General features: G+C 61.5%; 26 protein-coding genes and 1 pseudogene. 10 read left to right on the forward strand and 17 right to left on the reverse strand.

What is annotated here, in order from left to right:
* Window positions 1-19: 19 nt before the first annotated feature.
* The 3 genes from NKH73_RS16820 to NKH73_RS16830 all read right to left on the reverse strand — a co-directional run bounded on the left by NKH73_RS16820 (window position 20) and on the right by NKH73_RS16830 (window position 2,244).
* On the reverse strand, window positions 20-1,108 hold the full coding sequence (locus NKH73_RS16820; RefSeq protein ID WP_352933525.1) for a class I SAM-dependent methyltransferase: 1,089 nt from the start codon (window positions 1,106-1,108) through the stop codon (window positions 20-22).
* Entirely contained in the window at window positions 1,105-1,959 is an 855-nt protein-coding gene (gene lgt / locus NKH73_RS16825) for a prolipoprotein diacylglyceryl transferase (protein ID WP_352933527.1), read from the reverse strand. The genes NKH73_RS16820 and lgt overlap by 4 nt, the downstream gene beginning before the upstream one ends.
* Window positions 1,960-2,085: 126 nt before the next feature.
* Window positions 2,086-2,244: a hypothetical protein gene (locus NKH73_RS16830; RefSeq protein WP_502893942.1), complete on the reverse strand. Its 159-nt coding sequence runs from the start codon at window positions 2,242-2,244 to the stop codon at window positions 2,086-2,088.
* 158 nt (window positions 2,245-2,402) lie between these two features.
* Here NKH73_RS16830 and NKH73_RS16835 point away from each other — a divergent pair, with 158 nt between their 5' ends.
* The 3 genes from NKH73_RS16835 to NKH73_RS16845 all read left to right on the forward strand — a co-directional run bounded on the left by NKH73_RS16835 (window position 2,403) and on the right by NKH73_RS16845 (window position 3,902).
* Window positions 2,403-2,705 (forward strand): accessory factor UbiK family protein, encoded by a 303-nt coding sequence (locus tag NKH73_RS16835; protein ID WP_352933529.1) that lies wholly within the window; start codon window positions 2,403-2,405, stop codon window positions 2,703-2,705.
* A gap of 318 nt (window positions 2,706-3,023) precedes the next feature.
* A complete protein-coding gene (locus NKH73_RS16840) occupies window positions 3,024-3,524 on the forward strand; it encodes a type III secretion system chaperone family protein (protein WP_352933531.1) in 501 nt (166 codons plus the stop codon).
* Window positions 3,525-3,542: 18 nt separating this feature from the next.
* Window positions 3,543-3,902: a tRNA-binding protein gene (locus NKH73_RS16845; protein WP_352933533.1), complete on the forward strand. Its 360-nt coding sequence runs from the start codon at window positions 3,543-3,545 to the stop codon at window positions 3,900-3,902.
* Between the two features lie 5 nt (window positions 3,903-3,907).
* Here the strand turns inward: NKH73_RS16845 and NKH73_RS16850 are convergent, their stop codons facing one another.
* The 4 genes from NKH73_RS16850 to NKH73_RS16865 all read right to left on the reverse strand — a co-directional run bounded on the left by NKH73_RS16850 (window position 3,908) and on the right by NKH73_RS16865 (window position 7,858).
* On the reverse strand, window positions 3,908-4,981 hold the full coding sequence (locus tag NKH73_RS16850; RefSeq protein ID WP_352933536.1) for a glycosyltransferase family 4 protein: 1,074 nt from the start codon (window positions 4,979-4,981) through the stop codon (window positions 3,908-3,910).
* Between the two features lie 172 nt (window positions 4,982-5,153).
* Complete coding sequence (locus NKH73_RS16855; protein WP_352933538.1) at window positions 5,154-6,566, reverse strand: ATP-binding protein; 1,413 nt, start codon at window positions 6,564-6,566, stop codon at window positions 5,154-5,156.
* A 52-nt stretch (window positions 6,567-6,618) separates the two neighbouring features.
* Window positions 6,619-7,338: a response regulator gene (locus tag NKH73_RS16860; RefSeq protein ID WP_352933541.1), complete on the reverse strand. Its 720-nt coding sequence runs from the start codon at window positions 7,336-7,338 to the stop codon at window positions 6,619-6,621.
* On the reverse strand, window positions 7,325-7,858 hold the full coding sequence (locus NKH73_RS16865; protein WP_352933543.1) for a MarR family winged helix-turn-helix transcriptional regulator: 534 nt from the start codon (window positions 7,856-7,858) through the stop codon (window positions 7,325-7,327). Before NKH73_RS16865 ends, NKH73_RS16860 begins: the two co-directional genes overlap by 14 nt.
* Window positions 7,859-8,115: 257 nt before the next feature.
* Here NKH73_RS16865 and NKH73_RS16870 point away from each other — a divergent pair, with 257 nt between their 5' ends.
* The 3 genes from NKH73_RS16870 (at window position 8,116) to NKH73_RS16880 (ending at window position 10,256) form a co-directional block, all read left to right on the forward strand.
* On the forward strand, window positions 8,116-9,009 hold the full coding sequence (locus tag NKH73_RS16870; RefSeq protein ID WP_352933546.1) for a branched-chain amino acid aminotransferase: 894 nt from the start codon (window positions 8,116-8,118) through the stop codon (window positions 9,007-9,009).
* A gap of 145 nt (window positions 9,010-9,154) precedes the next feature.
* On the forward strand, window positions 9,155-9,472 hold the full coding sequence (locus NKH73_RS16875) for a hypothetical protein (protein WP_352933549.1): 318 nt from the start codon (window positions 9,155-9,157) through the stop codon (window positions 9,470-9,472).
* Window positions 9,473-9,614: 142 nt separating this feature from the next.
* Window positions 9,615-10,256: an MBL fold metallo-hydrolase gene (locus tag NKH73_RS16880; protein ID WP_352933552.1), complete on the forward strand. Its 642-nt coding sequence runs from the start codon at window positions 9,615-9,617 to the stop codon at window positions 10,254-10,256.
* Between the two features lie 214 nt (window positions 10,257-10,470).
* Here NKH73_RS16880 and NKH73_RS16885 read toward each other — a convergent pair whose 3' ends face one another.
* From NKH73_RS16885 to NKH73_RS16895, 3 genes are all read right to left on the reverse strand, one after another.
* Window positions 10,471-10,893 carry a BA14K family protein gene (locus NKH73_RS16885; protein ID WP_352933554.1) on the reverse strand — a complete coding sequence of 141 codons (423 nt, stop codon included), beginning with the start codon at window positions 10,891-10,893 and terminating at the stop codon, window positions 10,471-10,473.
* 219 nt (window positions 10,894-11,112) lie between these two features.
* The gene (locus NKH73_RS16890) at window positions 11,113-11,325 is read right to left on the reverse strand and encodes a cold-shock protein (RefSeq protein WP_006202521.1); all 213 of its coding nucleotides are present in this window, start codon (window positions 11,323-11,325) and stop codon (window positions 11,113-11,115) included.
* Window positions 11,326-11,577: 252 nt separating this feature from the next.
* Window positions 11,578-11,790: a cold-shock protein gene (locus NKH73_RS16895; protein ID WP_023799871.1), complete on the reverse strand. Its 213-nt coding sequence runs from the start codon at window positions 11,788-11,790 to the stop codon at window positions 11,578-11,580.
* A gap of 524 nt (window positions 11,791-12,314) precedes the next feature.
* Between NKH73_RS16895 and NKH73_RS16900 the strand changes: the two genes are divergently transcribed.
* Window positions 12,315-12,725: a Kazal-type serine protease inhibitor family protein gene (locus NKH73_RS16900; RefSeq protein WP_352933559.1), complete on the forward strand. Its 411-nt coding sequence runs from the start codon at window positions 12,315-12,317 to the stop codon at window positions 12,723-12,725.
* Window positions 12,726-12,738: 13 nt separating this feature from the next.
* Here NKH73_RS16900 and NKH73_RS16905 read toward each other — a convergent pair.
* The 5 genes and pseudogenes from NKH73_RS16905 to NKH73_RS16925 all read right to left on the reverse strand — a co-directional run bounded on the left by NKH73_RS16905 (window position 12,739) and on the right by NKH73_RS16925 (window position 15,513).
* Window positions 12,739-14,338: pseudogene (locus tag NKH73_RS16905) on the reverse strand (EAL domain-containing protein).
* A gap of 157 nt (window positions 14,339-14,495) precedes the next feature.
* Window positions 14,496-14,720: a hypothetical protein gene (locus NKH73_RS16910; protein WP_352933562.1), complete on the reverse strand. Its 225-nt coding sequence runs from the start codon at window positions 14,718-14,720 to the stop codon at window positions 14,496-14,498.
* A 94-nt stretch (window positions 14,721-14,814) separates the two neighbouring features.
* The gene (locus NKH73_RS16915; RefSeq protein ID WP_352933565.1) at window positions 14,815-14,952 is read right to left on the reverse strand and encodes a hypothetical protein; all 138 of its coding nucleotides are present in this window, start codon (window positions 14,950-14,952) and stop codon (window positions 14,815-14,817) included.
* A 49-nt stretch (window positions 14,953-15,001) separates the two neighbouring features.
* Window positions 15,002-15,250 (reverse strand): hypothetical protein, encoded by a 249-nt coding sequence (locus NKH73_RS16920; RefSeq protein ID WP_352933568.1) that lies wholly within the window; start codon window positions 15,248-15,250, stop codon window positions 15,002-15,004.
* The gene (locus tag NKH73_RS16925; protein ID WP_352933571.1) at window positions 15,247-15,513 is read right to left on the reverse strand and encodes a hypothetical protein; all 267 of its coding nucleotides are present in this window, start codon (window positions 15,511-15,513) and stop codon (window positions 15,247-15,249) included. The genes NKH73_RS16920 and NKH73_RS16925 overlap by 4 nt, the downstream gene beginning before the upstream one ends.
* 376 nt (window positions 15,514-15,889) lie before the next feature.
* On the opposite strand from NKH73_RS16925, the gene NKH73_RS16930 reads away from it, so the two are divergent.
* The 3 genes from NKH73_RS16930 to NKH73_RS16940 all read left to right on the forward strand — a co-directional run bounded on the left by NKH73_RS16930 (window position 15,890) and on the right by NKH73_RS16940 (window position 18,187).
* Complete coding sequence (locus NKH73_RS16930; protein WP_352933574.1) at window positions 15,890-16,072, forward strand: hypothetical protein; 183 nt, start codon at window positions 15,890-15,892, stop codon at window positions 16,070-16,072.
* 55 nt (window positions 16,073-16,127) lie between these two features.
* On the forward strand, window positions 16,128-16,391 hold the full coding sequence (locus NKH73_RS16935; RefSeq protein WP_352933577.1) for a DUF1488 family protein: 264 nt from the start codon (window positions 16,128-16,130) through the stop codon (window positions 16,389-16,391).
* 161 nt (window positions 16,392-16,552) lie between these two features.
* Complete coding sequence (locus NKH73_RS16940) at window positions 16,553-18,187, forward strand: tetratricopeptide repeat-containing sulfotransferase family protein (RefSeq protein ID WP_352933580.1); 1,635 nt, start codon at window positions 16,553-16,555, stop codon at window positions 18,185-18,187.
* 12 nt (window positions 18,188-18,199) lie between these two features.
* Here the strand turns inward: NKH73_RS16940 and NKH73_RS16945 are convergent, their stop codons facing one another.
* Complete coding sequence (locus tag NKH73_RS16945; protein ID WP_352933583.1) at window positions 18,200-18,553, reverse strand: DUF1428 domain-containing protein; 354 nt, start codon at window positions 18,551-18,553, stop codon at window positions 18,200-18,202.
* 63 nt (window positions 18,554-18,616) lie between these two features.
* Window positions 18,617-19,045, reverse strand: a complete 429-nt coding sequence (locus NKH73_RS16950; RefSeq protein ID WP_352933586.1) for a VOC family protein — start codon at window positions 19,043-19,045, stop codon at window positions 18,617-18,619.
* Window positions 19,046-19,128 lie beyond the last annotated feature (83 nt).

Genomic DNA, 19,128 nt, shown 5'->3' on the forward strand with positions numbered 1-19,128 from the left:
AAGAGGCAGCAGCGAAAAGTCAATCCGCCGCTGCAAACGGCGGAACGGCGATGCCGGCAGGCAGGACGGCAAGTACCTTGAACAGGTCGCCCATGGCTTGCGGGCCGGCGAGGCGTTCGACCTCGCTCGCGATCTTTTCGCGAGCCGCCTGATCGGCTTTGGCGCCGAGCTGGCCGGCGCGTTCGAGAAGGCCCATTTCCACCAGGAATTCGCCTTGCGTGGAGAGATGGGCATCGAGGCCGTGCGCTCGCACAACGGCAGCAAGGGCAGCGAAATCGACATGGGCGGTGAGATCGGCTTCGCCCGGATTGGCCAGCACATCTTCGTGATCGTGCTTGCGCAATGCCTGCAACGTGTCGCCGATCCCTGGCCGGAAATAGCCATAGTCGAGGAATAGCCCGACGCCGCCACGACTGGATATGCGCTCAGTGATGGTCGCCATCAGTGCGGCTCGGGCCGGCGCGACCTCGACAATCGCGCCCTGTGGCGCGTTTTCGGCCTCGTTCGGCAACAGCGTCGGATCGACCGAGCCGGCGCCGGCGAAGAAGTGCAATTCATCCGCGCCGTCGAGGCCGATCATCCGTTCGCGCCAGCCTGTTCCGGCGCGGACGAACTGGCGGATGGGCACGGCGTCGAACAATTCGTTGCCGACGATGAAAAGCGGAGTTTGCGGCAGCGTGTCGATGCTTTCGTGCCAGCCGATCGCGACAGGCGTGGCGGCAAGCGTTTGCTTTTGGACATCTATCAGCCGCGGGCTGGTCTCGATCATGGCGAAGGACGCGGCGGCAGTCAGCGCCGGATCGAGCCGCGAAAGCGTGCGCAGCATGTCCTTCATCAGCGTGCCGCGGCCGGGGCCGATCTCGGCAACGGTGACCGGCAGCGGCCGGCCGGTCGCCAGCCAGGCTTCGTAGAGCCAGACTGCGACCAGCTCCCCGAACATCTGGCTGATCTCCGGGGCGGTGACGAAGTCGCCGGCGGCCCCGAACGGTTCGCGCGTCGTATAGTAGCCTTCCTCAGGATCGAACAGGCAAAGCGCCATGTACTGGCTGACGGGTATCGGCCCCGCCGCACTGATCAGCTCGGCGATGCGGGTTTTCAGCCGAGTCATACCGGCTGTGGCTGAGTTACCGGCTTTGCAGTCGCCATCGCCCAGACGCCGGCAAGCACCATCGGCAGCGACAGCACCATGCCCATGGTCAGCCAGCCGGTGCCGAGGAGGTAGCCGAGCTGCTGATCGGGCTCGCGGAAGAATTCGACTGATATGCGCGAGAGACCGTAGCCGGCGATGAAGGCGCCGCCGACGAAGCGTGGCGTCTTCAGCTTGAGCCCGGAATGGGTGAGGAAGCGCAGGACCAGGAACAGCACCAGGCCTTCGAGCAGCGCTTCGTAGACCTGGCTCGGATGACGCGCAAATGGCCCGCCATTGGGGAATTCGACCGCCCACGGCACGTCGGTCGGCCTGCCCCACAATTCGGAATTGATGAAATTCGCCATGCGGACGAGGCCAAGGCCGACCGGCACGCCAGCCGCCACCACGTCGAACAGCGACCATGTGCGGATGCCGCGAGACCAGGAAAACAGCGTCATGGCGAGGATGACGCCGAGCAGGCCGCCATGGAACGACATGCCGCCCTGCCAGACGGCGAGGATATCGAGCGGATGGGCGATATAGCGCTGCAGGTCGTAAAACAGCACGTAGCCGGTGCGCCCGCCAAGCACCACGCCGATGGCCGCCCAGACGATGAAGTCGTCGAGATCCTCGGGCTTCATCGGCACCGTGCCGTCGGGCCAGAGCCTTTTGTTGGTGACGAGCCGCTTGGCATACCACCAGGCGAAGAGAATGCCGACGATGTAGCCGACGCCATACCAATGCACCGCCAGCGGCCCAATCTGGACGATGACCGGGTCGATGTTGGGGAAGGGCAGGGCCGCCAGCGGCAGCATCAGATACTCGTTCAACAAGATCTCCCGGTTGCGATCACGTTCGGGCGCGGACCATGCGGCAGGGCTTTGGCAGGGTCAAGCTGGCTCTGGCGCGGCAAATACGGCTTCGGAAAGCAGGCTAATCGTGCCTGTGCTACCGCCTCAGCGCTTGGTCTCGGCCAATGCCTTATATTTGGCCTCTAGGCGATCAAGCACGTTGTCGGCTGGCTTGATCCGCCCTGCATCGGCGTCGCTGACGCCTCTGGCAAGCGCTGCGGCGAGTGCGGCAAGACGCTGGTTCAAATCCGCACTGATAGCCATTGCAGACTCCCGTCAAAGTCCTCTTCCTTGTGATGGTACCAGCTATGGCCTGCTAGGTCAGATCAAATTGCATTCCGACTTGATGACGCAGCAGACTCAACGTTCTTGCATTCCGCGTCGCGCGCCACTACGTCAAATCGAGCAAGCGAGGATTTGCCATGTCGACCGGACCGAACCGCATTCTCGATGAATTCGCCAAGCTGATGACCGACGCCGCGGGTGCCGCGCAAGGGGTGCGTCGCGAAGTGGAAACCGCCTTCAAAGGGCAGGCCGAGCGCCTTCTCAATTCAATGGACCTGGTGCAGCGCGAAGAATTCGAGGCCGCCCGCGATATGGCTGTTAAGGCCAGGGAAGAAAACACCCGTCTCGCTGCGCGCCTGGAAGCACTTGAGGCAAAGCTCGCCGAATTGACCGGGCAGGCCGCGCCTGCAGCTGCGGCAAAGCCCAGATCAAAAAAATAATCGTTAAACTTTTCCACAAAGCACAATCGCAAAAAGCGCTTTGTCGTGAATCCCTTAACGGCATTGCGTGAATCTTTGTGACAGCGGCTTTCCACATGCGAATGACGCAGTGCGAAAAATTGGGCTGGTCACGCGACTCCCGATCAATAGACTGAATTTGTTGCATGATTCGGAGCAGGGTCATGCCGCCGGGCGGTGGGGTCCGGTCTGGGGTCTTTGCGTTGACGAAGTCCCGGCCGTCCGAGTTCTAGACAAGATTGTTCGCTGTGTGTGCCCCGCGGAGCGTGAGGCGCTCCCCTGAACGACAGGAAGCATTCCATGGAACTTCTCGAACTCGAACTCTCGCGCGAAATCCACCCGGTGGATGTCATCGAGCAGGTGGCCCACAACAACGACTGGTCTTTCGAGCGAGCCGGCGACGACGAGATTTCGATTTCGGTTGCCGGAAGCTGGACCGACTACCACGTCTCATTTTCCTGGATGGAGGATTTCGAGGCGCTGCATCTGGCTTGCGCTTTCGACATCAAGGTGCCGGAGGCGCGCGCGCTCGAGGTGATGCGGCTGCTTTCGTTGATCAACGAGCAGATGCTGTTCGGCCATTTCGACCTCTGGGAACAGGAAGGCGCGATCATGTTCCGCCAGTCGCTGCTGCTCGCCGGTGGAGTCGAGCCGTCGAGCCAGCAGGTCGAGGTGCTGCTGTCGTCGGCGCTGGAAGCCTGCGAATGCTATTTCCAGGCGTTCCAGTTCGTCGTCTGGTCGGGAACCTCTGCCAAGGATGCGCTGGCCGGCGTCCTGTTCGAGACCTATGGAAACGCCTGAGCCAGGTCCTGATCCTCAATGAGTTCGAGCAGCCAGCGCAAGCCCGAGATCAGCTTCGCCGATTTCGACCGTGTCGATATCCGTGCCGGCACGATCGTCGAGGCCGAGCCATTCCCCGAGGCGCGCAAACCGGCATTCAAGCTGAAGATCGATTTCGGCGCCGACATCGGGGTGAAGAAATCGTCGGCGCAGATCACCAAATATTATACGCCGGAGACGCTCATCGGCCGGCAGGTATTCGCGGTGGTCAATTTTCCGCCACGGCAGATCGGACCTTTCATGTCGGAAGTGCTGACGCTCGGTTTCCCCGACGAGGAGGGTGCCGTCGTCCTCGGCGCAATCGAACGCAAGGTGCCCGACGGCGGCCGACTATTCTAGCTTCGTCATCCTTGGGTCTGCGCGCCGGCTTTGCTGCCGCTTCGCCCGATGACGAAAGGTGGTATCAGCTTACGTGTCGTTCCCAGCGCCTCTTCGACCGTCTCCAGGAACATTTCCGCGCAGGCTTTCCAGCTATAGCGCATTGCCCGTTGGCGCGCCTCGGCGCGATTGACGTGGAGCGCGGCGAGCGCTGCCTCGCGCAAATCGTTCGACACCGCTCCGCCAACGCCGTCGCCGACAATGTCGATTGGCCCGGTCACCGGATAGGCTGCGACCGGCGTGCCGCTGGCCAGCGCCTCGATGATGACATTGCCGAACGTGTCGGTGCGGCTTGGGAAAACGAAGACATCGGCCGAGGCGTAGATTTCGGCCAGTTCGTCGTTCGGACGGTGGCCAAGGAAATGGGCATCGGGGTATCTGGCCTTGAGCCTGGCCAACTCCGGCCCCTCGCCGACGATCACCTTGCTGCCGGGCAGGTCGAGATCGAGGAAAGCGGCCAGGTTCTTTTCGATCGCGACGCGGCCGACGCAGAGGAAGATCGGTCCCTTGAGCCCCAGATCTTTCCTCTTGTCCGGCCGGAAATGGTCGGTGTCGACGCCGCGCGTCCATGGTCTCAGCTTGGTGAAGCCGCGCGCCGACAGATCGTCCGCCAGCGACTGGGTGGCGACCAGCGTGCCCTGTCCGGAATTGTGGAAATCGCGAAGCCAGCGATAGGCCCAGGCTTCCGGTATCGGCAGCCGCGCGCTTAGATATTCCGGAAAGCGCGTGTGATAGCTTGTCGTGAACGGCCGGCCTGCCTTGCGGCAATAGCGCCGCGCCATGATGCCGAGCGGGCCTTCGGTGACGATATGGATATGATCGGCGTTGCGCGCTTCGATCAGGCGCGCGACCCGGCCCGGCGTCGTCAGTGCCAGCCGGATGTCCGGGTAGGTCGGCAGGGGCAAGGTGCGAAAGATGTTCGGGGTCAGGAACCCCGTCTCGACGTCGAAGGATTTCAGGGTTTCCGAAAGCCGTTCCAGTGTGTGGACGACGCCGTTGACTTGCGGGCGCCAGGCATCGGTGACCATCAGGATGCGCATGGCAGCCCTTTGCTTGAAAGGTCGTCGGTTTCCTTGATGCGAGGCCGCAAGGCCGAATCAATCAAGTTCGCGCGCTTCATGCGCGCTCTTCAACATGGTTTCATGACGGGCCGATGAAGGCGCAAGCCGGCGGCCGTACTTTGTGCGTCCAATTGGACGCTTATCGCTCTAATCAGGCCGGAACCTTGATGACGGCGCGCAGGCCACCAAGCGGGCTCTTGTCCAGCATGATGTCACCGCCATGGCTGCGTGCGATGTCGCGGGCGATGGCAAGGCCGAGGCCGGTGCCGCTGGCGTCGAGGTTGCGGGCCTCGTCAAGCCGCACGAAAGGCTTGAACACGTCCTCGCGCTTTTCGGGCGGAATGCCCGGACCGTCGTCGTCGATGGTGACGAGCAGCGAGCCGCGGCTATGGTTGGCGTTGATCTCAACTGTCTTGGCGTAACGGAAGGCGTTGCCGACGATATTGGACAACAGCCGGGCAAAGGCGTGGGGCCGCACATGCACATTTGGATCGCCGGTGAGCGCGGTCGACAGTTTGCGCTTGCGCAGCGTGGCCTCCTCGCCGAGCTTGTCGAAATAGGTTTCTAGATTGAAACGGCCGGCGTCTTCCGTCGCTTCGCCGCGGGCAAAGGCAAGATAGCCCTCCAGCATCGACTGCATGTCGTCGATGTCCTGGCCGAGCGCCTCGGTGTCGGCCTTGGTCCCGGTCAGCGCCAGCTGCAGCTTGAAGCGGGTGAGGATGGTTCTCAAATCGTGACTGACGCCGGTCAGCATGGCGGTGCGCTGTTCGAGCTGGCGTTCGATGCGTTCGCGCATCTGGATAAAGGCAAAGCCGGCGCGACGCACCTCCTCGGCGCCGCGCGGACGGAAATCGCGCGGCATCGGCCGGCCCTTGCCGAAACTCTCGGCGGCCTCGGCCAACGTCAGGATCGGCCGGATCTGGTTGCGCAGGAAGGGAATGGCGATCATCAGCAGCACCAGCGAGGTGCCGACCATCCAGATCAGGAAAATGTGGGTGTTCGATGCATAAGCCTGGCTGCGGCGCACGAAGGCGCGCAGCACCTTGCCCTCGAGCTGGACGCGGACCTCGATGATGTTGGAATTGCCGACCGTGTCGATCCAGAACGGGCGGTTGATCTGATGGGTGATCTCGGACGAGAGAATTTCATCAAGGATCGAGAAGAACGGCTTTGGACCGGGCGCCGGCAATGGATCGGGCGGAAGCAAGTCGATCTTCAGCTGCATGCGATCCTGTGCGATGCGGATGATATTGGCGTAGTCGGCGTCGTTCGGATAGGTTTCCACCAGGTCGACGATTGCGGCAATGTCGCGGACCGTGGCCTGCGACAGGCGCTGCGTCACGGTCTGCCAATGACGTTCCATGAATACAAAGGCGAGCACCGATTGCAGCAGGATCATCGGTGCGATGACGATGATCAGCGAGCGGGCATAGAGCCGCTTCGGCATGTAAAGCGAAACGAGGCGCCAGAACCGTTTCCAGGCGAGCGGCACCGCCTTCAGCGCCCGCTTGGCGCGAGCGCTCAAGCCGCTATCTTCCGGCCGTTCCAGTTGCGTGGTCGCCATTCGCCCTTTTTGCTCATCTGCAGCCACTCAACAAGGGGCTGCGGACAGGAGTCTATTCCACGCTGAGCCGATACCCAATACCACGCACGGTCTGCAGCCAGACCGGATTGGACGGATCGCGTTCGATCTTGCGGCGAAGCCTGTTGATCTGGACGTCGATGGTGCGCTCGCCGACTTCGGACTCGTCGCCGACGAGCTCATGGCGCGGTATCGTCTCGCCGGCTCGCGCCGCGAAGATCGCCAGGATCTCCTGCTCGCGGTCCGTCAGCTTCAGCGCCTCGCCGCCGCGCTTGAGCTCCCGCCTGGCGATCTGGAACGTGTAGGGGCCGAAGACCAGCTGCTCGACCTTGGGCGTCGTTGCCGGACCGCCGCGGCGCAGAATGTTGTTGATGCGCAGGATCAATTCGCGGGGATCGAAAGGCTTCGGCAGATAGTCGTCGGCGCCGGCCTCGAGCCCGGTGATCCGGCTGTCGGTCTCGGAAAGCGCGGTTAGCATCAGGATCGGTACGTTCTTGCTTGCCCGCAGCGCTTTGGCGAGCTCGACGCCGGTTTCGCCCGGCATCATGATATCGAGAACGAGCAGATCGAAATCGAGACCGGCGAGCTTGCGCCGCGCTTCGCCGGAATTTCCGGCAACGGTGACGCGAAAGCCGTTTTCCGTCAGATATTGTTTGAGAAGATTGCGGATACGAGTGTCGTCATCGATCACCAGCAGATGCGGTGCATCATCATCCGGTGCTGCCGGTTGATCAACCCTTTCAGTGGTCTCCATGGCTTTTCCCTGACATTTTTGCGGGCACAATGTCGATCTGCGCCCTTAGTTCCGGATTGACCATCGCTTCCAGGAAGCGTTCGATCAAGGCGCGTTCGGTAGCTCCGGAATCTTCCAATGCAGCATGGATGCGGCGCGACTGTGGCCGCGCCAGCGCCAGCGCCAGCGCGCGGCCTTTGGCCGTTGGATAGAGTTCGCGCTGGCGGCGATCGCGCGGACCCTGCAACTGGACGACGTGGCCGGTGTCGATCAACTGCTTGAGCACGCGCGCCAGGCTCTGCTTGGTGATCTTCAGCACGTCGAGGAGCTCAGCGACCGTCAGGCCCGGCCTGCGGTTGACGAAATGCAGAACCCGGTGATGGGCGCGGCCGAAGCCATAATCGGCCAGGATCTGGTCCGGGTCGGAGGTAAAATCGCGATAGGCGAAGAAAAACAGTTCGATGATGGCGAAGTCGATGCCGTCCTCGTCGGTGATCGCCGTCCTGATCGGTTTTGCGGTTGGGTGGCTGCGATCCGTCATCTTCTCTCCGCGGTGAAAGGGAAATTACGTCAGCACTATTGACGTATTTTCCTCCCGATGGTAATTTTTGACAAGCTTTTCGGCGGATTGCGAACGAAAAGGCAAGAGAAGGCCGTTTTTCCGGAACTTCCTGAGTTTGCCAGATCTTATATATCCGCCTACGCTTTGAGACACTCTAGGCTTTGAAGAAACGGGCCGCCCGGTGCGGCTGAAACGAAAAACAATGATGTGCGGGCGGCCGCCCGCGGGAGGTTAACATGGCATCCGTTCCCTTCGACCAAATGGATGGCTTTATCTGGATCAACGGTGAGTTCGTCAAATGGGCTGACGCGAAGGTCCACGTGCTGACCCATGGCCTGCACTACGCCAGCGCGGTGTTCGAGGGCGAGCGCGCCTATGGCGGCGAGATTTTCAAACTGACCGACCACAGTGAGCGCCTGCACGAATCGGCACGCTTGCTCGGCTTCAAGATCCCCTATTCGGTTGCCGAGATCGACGACGCCTGCCGCACGCTGTTGAAGAAGCAGGGCTTCCAGGATGCCTATGTCCGGCCAATCGCCTGGCGCGGCAGCGAACAGATGGGCGTTTCGGCGCAAAACAGCCGGATCAACTGCGCCATCGCCATCTGGCAGTGGCCGAGCTATTTCGATCCGGCGCAGAAGCTGAAGGGCATCCGTCTCGATCTGGCCGAATGGCGCCGTCCCGATCCGCGCACCGCGCCGTCGAAATCGAAGGCCGCTGGCCTCTACATGATCTGCACCATGTCCAAGCACGCCGCCGAAGCCAAGGGCTATGCCGACGCCATGATGCTCGACTGGCGCGGCCAGGTTGCGGAGGCGACCGGCGCCAACATCTTCTTCGTCAAGGACGGCAAGATCCACACCCCCGCCCCGGATTGCTTCCTCGACGGCATCACCCGCCGTACGGTGATCGGTCTTGCCAAGGACCGCGGCTTCGAGGTGATCGAGCGCGCCATCATGCCCGAAGAGCTCGAAGGCTTCCAGCAGTGCTTCCTCACCGGGACGGCTGCCGAGGTGACGCCCGTTTCTGAGATCGGTCCATACCGATTCGAGGTGGGTGAAATCGCCAAGACTCTGATGAACGACTATTCTGCGGCCGTTCAACCCAAGCATGCGATCGCTGCAGAATAACGAAAGTCACAGCTTTTTTAACTAGTAAGGGCGGTTTTCGGGCCGCCCCTTTTATTTAAGCACTTCTGCATTTGACTTTCGTCCAATTCGGCGTCTCATGATGCTGTCGGCCCGGGAGGCTGGCAGCTATGGAGGGACTGGTAATATGGACATGAACACGCTTCTTCCGATCATTATTCAGGTGATTACGGGTATCATCGGTGGTCAGGCAGTTGGCGCGGCGATCAAGACGGCGGCAATGGGTCAGCTTCCCAAGATCCTTGGCGGCGCCGTTGGCGGCGTCGGCGGCGCGGCCATCCTCGGTAGCCTGCTCGGCGGTGGCACGGTTGATCCGGCAGCGGCGGCAGCGGCAACGGGCGGATTGGGCAGTGCGCTCAATCTGCAAAACATCATCGGCGGTGCCGGCGGTGGCGCGATTCTGACCGGCATCATCGGCGCGGTCATGAATGCGATGAAGAAATAAGCCTGGCGTTTTCGGGCTTTCGCATGGGCGGCTTCGGCCGCCCATTTCTTTTGTGTCCGTGCCAGCGGTGGACGCCGTTTACGTGTGTCTCTACATCAGGAGCGACACAGTATTAAGGGGGCGACATGGGGAAAGGACGATCATGGGTCAGCTCAATGCCGGTATCGTGCCGGTTACGGCCTTCCAGCAAAACTGCACCATCCTTTTCGACATGGACGACAGACAAGGCGTCGTCGTCGATCCGGGCGGCGACATCGACAAGGTGCTGGCGGTGCTGAAGGACAATGCGATCAACGCCGGCGCGATCTGGATCACGCATGGTCATATCGATCATGCCGGCGGCGCTATGGACCTGAAGGCGGCGCTCGGCATCGAGATCATCGGCCCGCACGAGGCCGACCGTCCGCTGCTTGCCAATCTCGAGAACCAGGCGAAACTCTACGGCATCACCGATCCCGTGCGAAATTGCGTGCCTGACCGCTTTCTCAACGAAGGCGATACCGTCTCGTTCGGCCAGCACGCGTTCGAGGTCTTTCATTGCCCGGGCCACGCGCCAGGCCATGTCGTCTACTACAATCGCGCTGCGAAGTTCGCCCATGTTGGCGACGTGCTGTTCCGTGGGTCTGTCGGCCGCACCGACCTGCCGGGCGGCGACCACGTCGCGCTGATCGCGTCGATCAAGGACAAGCTTTTGCCGCTCGGCGACGACGTCGGCTTCATCTGCGGCCATGGTCCCGGCGGTCGTTTTGGCGAGGAGCGCCGGGGCAATCCGTTCCTGATCTAAAGCGCGCTGCGTCGGTGCCTGGTGAAGCGCGCATCAGGCTCTTGTCTTGCACATGCCGACAACAAAAAGCGCTGGCCACGTGGACAACGCTTTTGGGGCAGGGGAGCTTTAAAGCGCTTGGCGCTTTAAGGCTTTGTCTCTGTGCAGGTCGTTATCCCAAAACCGCTATGCACCCCCGGGTCAGGCCCGTGGACCTGCTTTTGGGCGACATGCATTAGTTGGCGGTGCAGAAATGCTGTTCGCCGTCATAGCCGGTGAACGTGCCGGTGCGGGCGTTGAACGAGCGATAACGGTCCGAACAATACTCATACCAGCCACGGGTCCATGGCTCGGCGTAACCTTCATTGTAGGCGACCTGCGGTTGCGCGTAGTAGCGGCGCACCGGGGCGGGCCGCGGATAACGATCATAATCGTTATAGCCGGGGTCGTAATAGCTGGGCTGCGGATTGTTGAGCGCACCAACGATCAGGGCGCCGGCCGCCAGGCCAAGGACACCTGCTGCGATCGCATCACCATTGCCATTGCCGCGATGGTGGTGCCGGTGGCGCCACTCACCGGCGCTCGCCGCTGGCAAGGTCGCAAGCGTGGTCGCGACAATCGCGGCGGACAGAATGGTGGTCTTGAAAATTCGGTTCATGTCGGTCTCCTTCGTGCCGGCCCGTGTAATTTGGGGATGCGGTCCGGCTTTATCGAAGGCTAATAGGCGACCGTGGCTGAACGGGGGCTGAACGAACTTGGCAGGTTGGGACCGGTCGGGCACTCATCGATCAGGCATGGCGCGAGCCACAACTCTTGCACGCTCAACAACGAGCGGACCTGCCCTGCGAAATCCGTCCGGTGCTGTTTCGATCCCGGCTCAGCCGATCGACAGATTGACGGCTTTCGGACCCTTGCCGCGCTTGTCCGGCTCGGTGTCGAATGTTACCTTCTGCCCATCCTCAAGACCGGGAAGACCCGACGCCTGCACGGCCGAAATATGGACGAAGACATCCTTCGCGCCATCATCCGGCGTGATGAAGCCGAAGCCTTTGGCATGATTGAAGAATTTGACGGTGCCGGTCTGCGGCATGGGAAGCTCCTTTGATCCCATCAAGTCCAGTCTCGGGCCGGCAAATGCCCGAGTGGAAATTTGTCGTTTATTTTAGCGTCATCGGCAAGAGAAAGTTTTGCAAGCGTCGGATTGCCCCCTCCGGCACGAAAAAAGGCGCGACGAAAAGCGCCGCGCCTTCGAAAACTCGGATCCGGCGCTGAAAGCCGGCATAGGGCCTGTGGAGGCCTCAGCACAGTCCGCGCGCGTCCGAGCGGACGTGCGCGCGACGGTTCAGTCGGCGCGGAGATTGACGGCCTTCGGCCCCTTGCCCATCCGGTCAGGCTCGACGTCGAAGGTGACCTTCTGGCCATCGACGAGCGTGCGCAGGCCCGAAGCCTCGATCGCGGAGATGTGGACGAACACGTCCTTGGCGCCGTCATCTGGCGTGATGAAGCCGAAGCCTTTGGTTGCGTTGAAGAACTTAACGGTGCCGGTCTGGGCCATTGGGGAAACTCCTTCACCCGTGTCAGTCTTGTGGTTTGCCCGCCGCCTGGAGCCGTGGGCAAGTCCCGGTGGTTGCTTCGGCAGTCATGCATTGGCGCATGGTCAAAACCCCCCGCCGAAAAACGGGGCCGTCAGAGATTCACAGTATCGGGGAAAGGTCGTCCAAAACGTTCCGCTCTCCGGGTCGCAAATGCCCGAACACAAAATTTATCGCACGGAAACGTGATGGTTGCAAGGTAGCGTCCCGGCTGCCGCCCGATGGGCGCGTTCCGGTGCATGGCATCGATAGACCCGGCTCTTCGCTCGGTCATCGGCCAGAGCCCGGCCTCGTATGGCCCAGCGGGATGGGAGCTTGCAAACAAGGGTTGCATTTGGCGGTGGAATGGCGAGGATCGGCTTGGAGTGGAACGCGTTTTGCATTTTGTGCATGTCGTTATCCAAAACCGCTGCGCATCCTCGGGTCAGGCCCGTGGGCAGCTTTTGGGCGACATGCATCGGAGCGGGGGCTCGAGGGAGGTAAAGTTATGAAATTTCTTGCGGCAATCTTCTCGCGGCAGGGTTTTGCCATCCTGTTGCTGTCGGCAGTTCTTGCGGCCTGTACCGCGGTGGTGGTGGACGAAGGACCGGGTTACCGTCCGCCAATGCCTGGGCCGCAATTCTGCACAAAGCAATATGATCCGGTCTGCGCCCGGCGTGGCGGCGACCGCCAGACCTTCGCCAATGCCTGCCTTGCCGAACGGGCCGGATACCGCATCATCCGCGACGGCCAGTGCCGCGACGGTGGTGGCGGTGGCGGTGGCGGTGAGGAGCAGACATTCTGCACCCGCGAGTATGCCCCTGTCTGTGGACGCCGCCGTGGCGACCTGCGCACCTTCCCCAATGCATGCGAGGCCCGTGCCGCCGATTATCGGATCGTCGAAGACGGTCCCTGTTGAGGCGCTAAGGGTTCTATCTCCCCCGATCCCGGGGGAGATAGTGCTCCACGTTCTGTCCTTGCGCCGGCGGCTTCATCTTGCGGCAATAGGCGATGAATTCCGCCGCGGGCATGGGTTTGGCAAACAGCCAACCCTGGCCATAATCGACGTCATGTTCCATCAGATAGTCGGCCTGTGCCCGCGTCTCCACGCCCTCGGCAATGACCTTCAGCTTCAGCGTCTTGGCCATGTCGATGATATGCGGCGTGACGGAACTGGTGGCGGAATCCGTAGCGATCGTGTCGATGAACGATTTGTCGATCTTCAGCGCATCGAGCGGCAGGCCCTCAAGGTGGGATAGGCTCGAATAGCCTGTGCCGAAGTCGTCGATCGCGACCGCATGGCCAAGCTCGCGGGCGCGAATGACGGTCGAGCGTGCTGAATCGATGTCGACGAAACCGCGCTCCGTCGCCTCCAGCCAGATCTGCCGAGCGTGAATTCCGGTATGCTGCAGGGCCTTTTCGATGACCGGAAGGACCCTTGCCGTTCTGACGTCGGACGGGCTCAGATTTGATCGCGATGTGGAGAGAACGATTGGCGACAAGAAGCTTCTTCAGGTCCAGAACGACAAGGGCTATGACCTGATCGGTGATAGCCGCGATCAGGCCGCTCTCTTCGGCCAGCGGGATGAAAAGATCGGGCCGGACCAGCGAGCCGTCCGGTCGTTTCCAGCGCACCAGTGCTTCCGCACCCACGCAATTGCCGGTCTTGAGCTCGACGATTGGCTGGTAGTGGACGATGAACTCGTGCTTGCGCACGGCAATCTGCAATTCTCCAAGCGGCGACAGCCGCCGCCGCGACAACCAGGCGACCATACCGATGATGAAGGCGGCAATGAAAGCACCGAGAGGAAGCAGCAGCAATTGCCGCCTGCGCACGCTGTCCACGATCTGGCTTTCCGGTTCGGTGGCAACCGCGATCCAGTCCGTCCCGCGCGCCGTGGCAAACAGATGACCGTTATCCAGCCCCTTGCCTGGGGCGGCGATGATCTTGCCGATGCGGGCTGGGTCAGGCCCGTTCAGTGCGCTGAGCAAGACGCCCGTGTTTGTCGCCAGGGCCAGTTGAATGTCGGGATCGACGACGATGTCGACGAAGCGCAGGGGGTCGACAAGGACATTATGGTGCTTGTACTGCAGGGCCATCAGCGGATGGCCCTGGTTGGCCAGCGGCTGTATCCGGGCAGTGACGGCAACGCTATCGGCGGTGGTGAAATCCGGTGCGGCTTGGGCAATGCGTCCTTCGGTCTGCCCCCAGGAAGTGCATTTGAGCACGCCGTTCTCGAAGTAACCCATCTCTTCGATCGAGCGGGTATTGATGGTGAGCTGCCGCATGCGGGCAATGTGGCCCACCGAACAGCGGTCGCCGGTGAACCGGTCGATCTCACGCAACGCGTCGGTTGCGTCCTTGAGCGATATGCTGGCCCTGGCGATCGCGCGGTTGGCGAACAGATCCAGCCGTTGATGTTCTTCCTGAACCGCCAGGACCCACGAAAAGTGAAACATCGCCGCGATGGGTACTGTAGCGCCGAGCAAGGCCAGCACCACCGCAGTCACGATGATGCGCGGCCTGTCCATGTGCGCCTCCCTGCCTTCGGCGCGAGCGACGATTTCGCGCGCGGCCTGCCGGGCAGCCAACCGCGATCGGCCCCGGTTCCAGCGGAACCTTATATGGCTTCGACGTTACGTGATCTTTAATTGGATCCGCGTGGTGGCTGAATGAATGCAGTGCTGCTCATCCGTTCGCTGGATAAGCTCCATCGGCCGGGCCGGCATAGAGCTCGCTGCCGTCCTCGTCGGAAATGCGCAGGCGGTCCGGGATCTGCGGCATCGCCAGCGAGCGCAACAGTTCGGTGGCGCCCTGCAGGGCGGCGCGCAGGTTCGGCGCCTCGATCGACACCCTGTCGAGCGTCGCTTCGTCGGCGTTGCGCGAACGGTAGAACTCGACGACGAAGTTCAAGCACGCCTCCGTGTTGCGGCGCCGCAGTCCTGCGGGTGCACCAAAGCCGCTCAGGTGCACAAGCATGGTGAGGCTCGCGTGGCGCCTCGGAGCGCTAGCCCTTGGACTTCGGTTTCAAACCGGGTTCCGCCTGCTTGACGGCCGAGCCGAAGGGTGAAGCCGGCTTTGCCGCCGCCTTGTCCTTCTTGGGCTTGCGTGTCTCGCGATTGCTACGCTGTTGACCCTTGGCCATTTCTTGATCCTCGTGATTGATGAATGTGGTGGTGGCGATTGACGAAGATCTAGGCGCTCGGATTGTCGGCCACTTCGAGATTGTCTTCCGTGGTGACCCGCTCATGGGTCTCCTCGTCGCTGCGGATGCGGTATTGCGGCGAGCCGTCCTTGACCGGCAATTTGCTCTTGATCTGGAACAGCTCCGCGGTCTTCTGGACAAGGCCGGTGCGGCTCTTCATGCGAACGGTCTGGCCGATCGCGAAACGATGCGCGGGCGTGTCGGTGCGTGGACGCGCGCTCTGCTGGAAGCGGATCATGCAGCATTCTCCTGGTCCCGCCTCAGCGCGGTTTCGAGCTCGGCAAGGTCGATGGCAACCAATTGGCTGGTCGGGCTTTTCACTGCCCTTGCCGGCAGATGGATGAAGGTTGCGACACGGCGCCAGGCAAGCCACGACATGCCATCGATAAGCTCCTCATCGTGGTCGATGTCGTAGTCGCCGGCCGGCAGCTTTCCCTCCAGGCCGACAAGCATGAAGGGCGCCTCGAAATGCGCGATGGAATGGGTAGTTCGGCCAGACATTCTCGTGCCTCGAAGTCTCGTTCCCGGCGTGATTCCGACAAAGTAGTGCCCGCTTTGCGGCACCGGGACTTAAGTACCGTACGTCCCTGTATCGGCAATTTGGGTATCGGCGATCTGGAATGAGTTTGGCGGGTCGAGAACCTCTGACGCCGCGAGATGCCAAGCTTGGCCCAAAAAACGATTTCAATTCATTAATCCAAAATTGCGGTTTATTCAAGAAGATTCCTGCCCAGTGCCGATCTTGCGACGAAATTACTTTTCTAGTGATATTTGTAGAATGATGATACGGTCCAAACTCTTCAAAAGAATTGTTTGAGATTTTGCCGGAAAAGTTGATCCCGGCATTAATTTTTATTTATATCTGAAAGGAAAATCCATGGTTTCCGTGAAAACGCCTGATGGCCCGACCGCAACAATCAAGCCGATCACCAAGCCCATAAAGGTCATCTCGGCGCGACTGACGATAAGAAGTGATGAGGCAGCGAGACGCAGGATTGCCGACACCGACGGCACGGTGCGGCGGGCGCGTCAGCTCGCCGAAACCCACCGCCTGATCTGACATAGCCGGCTTTGCCAATGTGCGCCGGCTTTGCCACTAACCAAGGAGCTTGAGTGTGACGCTCAATTTTCCCAACCGCAGCCGCTCCTACGACGCTGCGGCCAAGCGCATTCGTTTCGTCGGCCATGACGGTATGTTCGAAGTGCCGTTCTTTGTGGAGGTTGCAGCGCTTTCGGCGGCAACGGCCACGAGCGGAGCGGAAGCCGAGTATCTCAGCGCGTTCGATGCGGAGCGCTCGTCGATCCAGGATGTTGCGCGCGAAGCCTATTCGCACGGCCGCAGGAACATGTATGTGTTGACCCAGGCCGATTTCCGGTAAGCTGGCCTATGAACCCTTGAACCTGCCGCGCCAATGGCCTAGATCGCGGCAGGCGGACAAAACACGGCAGGTTTCCCATCAATAGAGATCCGAGAAGACCGGCAGGCACGGGTGCCAATTTCGGCTCAGGCGGACAACCGCCGCTGGGGCTCGACCAGCGCGTGCAGCAGGCGCTGCAATTGCATCAGGCGGGGCGCCGGCAGGAAGCCGAGACGCTCTACCGGCAGGTGTTGGCGCATAAGGCCAATCACGCGGCGGCCGCGCATTTTCTCGGGCTTCTGCTGCACCAGACCGGGCGCAGCGCCGAAGGCCTCGATCTCCTCGAACAGTCGGTGCGCCTGCAACCCAAGAATCCGGATTTCCTCAACAACCTTGGCACGGTGATGCGCGACCTCGGCCGTGTCAGTGCAGCCGTCGATTTCTTCCGTGGCGCGGTGGCGCTGCGCCCGGACCAGCTTGCGGCGCGCGACAATCTCGGCTCGTCGCTAAAGCAGATGGGACAGTTCGAGGACGCAGAGGAGATCTATCGCGGCACTATCGGTCGCAACCCGTTCCATGTTCGCGCCCGCATCGGGCTTGCCGAAACGCTGCAGGAGGCCGGGCGGCTCGATGAGGCGCTTGCCATCTTCCGCGAAGCGCTGACGATCCGGCCTAAGGACGCCGACCTGCTGCACGGGCTGGGCGTCGGGCTGATGGAAAAGGGCAAGCTCGACGAAGCGACTGACTTCTTCCGTCAGGCGCTGACCGTCAATCCCGGCCTGGCGCGGGCCTGGCTGATGCTGACGCAGGTCAAGCGCCAGAAGGAGCGCGACGCCGAGCTTGCCGGCATGGAGGCGCAGCATGCCAAGGCGCCGCAGGACAGCCTGGCGCGCATGCAGCTCGCCTTCGGCCTCGGCAAGGCCAATGACGATCTGAAAGATTACCCGCGCGCCTTCGATTATTTCGCCGAAGGCAATGCCATCCGCCGCAAGGGCATCGATTATGATCCGGTGAGGACGCAGGCCGAATTCGAGGCGATGAAATCGGTGTTCGACGCCGGCTTCTTCGAAAAGCATAAGCCAAGCCCAACCGCCGACGATGCGCCGATCTTCATCGTCGGCATGCCGCGTTCGGGCACGACCCTGGTCGAACAGATCATCGCCAGCCATCCCCAGGTCTATGGCGCCGGCGAGCTCAGTATTTTGAAGACGGTGGTCGGCAAGCAGTTTCCGTCAACCATGCCAGGTGGCTTTCCCTGGGGCGTGTCCGATGTACCCGACACGGATTTTGCCGATGCCGGACAGGCCTACCTGGATATGCTGCATGCCCGCTATCCGCATGTCCGCCATGTCACCGACAAAATGCCAGGCAACTTTCTGTTTATCGGCTTTATCCGTCTGATGCTGCCGAAGGCCAGGATCATCCATTGCGTGCGCGACGCGGCGGCGACCTGCCTGTCGATCTACAAGGTGCATTTCCGCGGCGACACTCACCGTTATGGCTACGATCTCGGCGAGCTCGCCGACTTCCACAATCTCTATACCGACATCATGGGGCATTGGCACAGCGTGCTGCCCGGTGTCGTGCACGATGTGCGCTATGAGGATTTCGTCGCCGACCAGGAAGGGCAGACGCGGGCGCTGATCGCTCATCTCGGCCTGCCGTGGGACGATAGAGTGCTGTCGTTCCACGAGACCGACCGGCCGGTACGCACGGCGTCGGCGGCGCAAGTGCGCCAGCCGATGTACCAGGGCTCGGTCGATCTGTGGAAACGCTACGGCGACCGGCTCAAGCCGCTGCTCGACCGGCTAACGTAATGCGTTGCGGGCCTACAGCTCCATGAAAGGCTGAAAGCCGCCAAAGATCATGCGCTTGCTGTCGAAGGGCATCGCCGATAGCTCTCCGTTCAGGCGCGGATCGGCCATCACCTTGGCCATCACCGCATCGCGGCTCTGTCTGGATTCATAGACGACCCATGAGAAGACCACGACCTCGTGGTCCTTGGCCTGCACGGCGCGAGGGAACGAGGTGACCTCGCCATAGGGCACGTCGTCGCCTATGCATTCGACATAGGCGAGTGCGCCATGCTCCTTCCAGACGGTGCCGCCGAGCTGCGCCATTTTCTTGTATGCATCGAGATTTGCTTTGGGCACGGCGAGTACGAAGCCATCGACATAGGACATTGTGGTTCTCCTCCTTGGGTTGGATTTTCCTTTCTCCCGCACGGGGAGAAGGAAAGGAAGGCGCTACGCTGCCTTCACCGGCGCGTTCATCGCCCACTCTACGCCGAAGGGATCAGTCAGCTGGCCCCAGCGGTCGCCCCAGAACATCACCTGCAACGGCGTGCCGACGGTGCAGCCTGCGTCGACGGCGCGCTTCCACCAGGCGTCGATGTCGTCGCTGCCGCGATGCAGCTGCATGGTGAAGCCCTGCGGCTTCACCGCAGCCATGCCGTGCTCGGGATAGAAGTCGGAAATCATCAAGGTCGAACCGTTGATGTGAAGATGGATGTGCATCGTCCGGCCCTGTTCGTCCGGCGGGTAGAAGAAGACCTGCTCGGCGCCGAAGGCCTTCTGATAGAATTCTGAAGCCTTGAAGGCGCCGTCCAGCTGAAGGTAGGGCGTCAATCCACCGAGGACTTTCGCGGCAGGCTGGGTCTGGGGCTGATCGTTCATGTCTTGCTCCTCTTTGGTTGGGCGTTGCGAACCACAGGACGAATGCGGCAGCGGCGATCCTACATGGCCGATGCGTTTTTGAT

This window comes from Mesorhizobium sp. M0938 (assembly GCF_040319125.1).
GTDB classification, from domain to species: domain Bacteria; phylum Pseudomonadota; class Alphaproteobacteria; order Rhizobiales; family Rhizobiaceae; genus Mesorhizobium; species Mesorhizobium robiniae.

Coding starts and splice junctions, on each gene's coding strand:
- NKH73_RS16845 (WP_352933533.1), top strand. CDS start 3,543: ATGAGTTCGAGCAGCCAGCGCAAGCCCGAGATCAGCTTCGCCGATTTC.
- NKH73_RS16855 (WP_352933538.1), bottom strand. CDS start 6,566: ATGGCGACCACGCAACTGGAACGGCCGGAAGATAGCGGCTTGAGCGCT.
- NKH73_RS16950 (WP_352933586.1), bottom strand. CDS start 19,045: ATGAACGATCAGCCCCAGACCCAGCCTGCCGCGAAAGTCCTCGGTGGA.
- NKH73_RS16945 (WP_352933583.1), bottom strand. CDS start 18,553: ATGTCCTATGTCGATGGCTTCGTACTCGCCGTGCCCAAAGCAAATCTC.
- NKH73_RS16870 (WP_352933546.1), top strand. CDS start 8,116: ATGGCATCCGTTCCCTTCGACCAAATGGATGGCTTTATCTGGATCAAC.
- NKH73_RS16820 (WP_352933525.1), bottom strand. CDS start 1,108: ATGACTCGGCTGAAAACCCGCATCGCCGAGCTGATCAGTGCGGCGGGG.
- NKH73_RS16875 (WP_352933549.1), top strand. CDS start 9,155: ATGGACATGAACACGCTTCTTCCGATCATTATTCAGGTGATTACGGGT.
- NKH73_RS16920 (WP_352933568.1), bottom strand. CDS start 15,250: ATGATCCGCTTCCAGCAGAGCGCGCGTCCACGCACCGACACGCCCGCG.
- NKH73_RS16885 (WP_352933554.1), bottom strand. CDS start 10,893: ATGAACCGAATTTTCAAGACCACCATTCTGTCCGCCGCGATTGTCGCG.
- NKH73_RS16835 (WP_352933529.1), top strand. CDS start 2,403: ATGTCGACCGGACCGAACCGCATTCTCGATGAATTCGCCAAGCTGATG.
- NKH73_RS16925 (WP_352933571.1), bottom strand. CDS start 15,513: ATGTCTGGCCGAACTACCCATTCCATCGCGCATTTCGAGGCGCCCTTC.
- NKH73_RS16900 (WP_352933559.1), top strand. CDS start 12,315: ATGAAATTTCTTGCGGCAATCTTCTCGCGGCAGGGTTTTGCCATCCTG.
- NKH73_RS16890 (WP_006202521.1), bottom strand. CDS start 11,325: ATGCCGCAGACCGGCACCGTCAAATTCTTCAATCATGCCAAAGGCTTC.
- NKH73_RS16830 (WP_502893942.1), bottom strand. CDS start 2,244: ATGGCTATCAGTGCGGATTTGAACCAGCGTCTTGCCGCACTCGCCGCA.
- NKH73_RS16915 (WP_352933565.1), bottom strand. CDS start 14,952: ATGGCCAAGGGTCAACAGCGTAGCAATCGCGAGACACGCAAGCCCAAG.
- NKH73_RS16930 (WP_352933574.1), top strand. CDS start 15,890: ATGGTTTCCGTGAAAACGCCTGATGGCCCGACCGCAACAATCAAGCCG.
- NKH73_RS16860 (WP_352933541.1), bottom strand. CDS start 7,338: ATGGAGACCACTGAAAGGGTTGATCAACCGGCAGCACCGGATGATGAT.
- NKH73_RS16840 (WP_352933531.1), top strand. CDS start 3,024: ATGGAACTTCTCGAACTCGAACTCTCGCGCGAAATCCACCCGGTGGAT.
- NKH73_RS16865 (WP_352933543.1), bottom strand. CDS start 7,858: ATGACGGATCGCAGCCACCCAACCGCAAAACCGATCAGGACGGCGATC.
- NKH73_RS16850 (WP_352933536.1), bottom strand. CDS start 4,981: ATGCGCATCCTGATGGTCACCGATGCCTGGCGCCCGCAAGTCAACGGC.
- NKH73_RS16880 (WP_352933552.1), top strand. CDS start 9,615: ATGGGTCAGCTCAATGCCGGTATCGTGCCGGTTACGGCCTTCCAGCAA.
- NKH73_RS16895 (WP_023799871.1), bottom strand. CDS start 11,790: ATGGCCCAGACCGGCACCGTTAAGTTCTTCAACGCAACCAAAGGCTTC.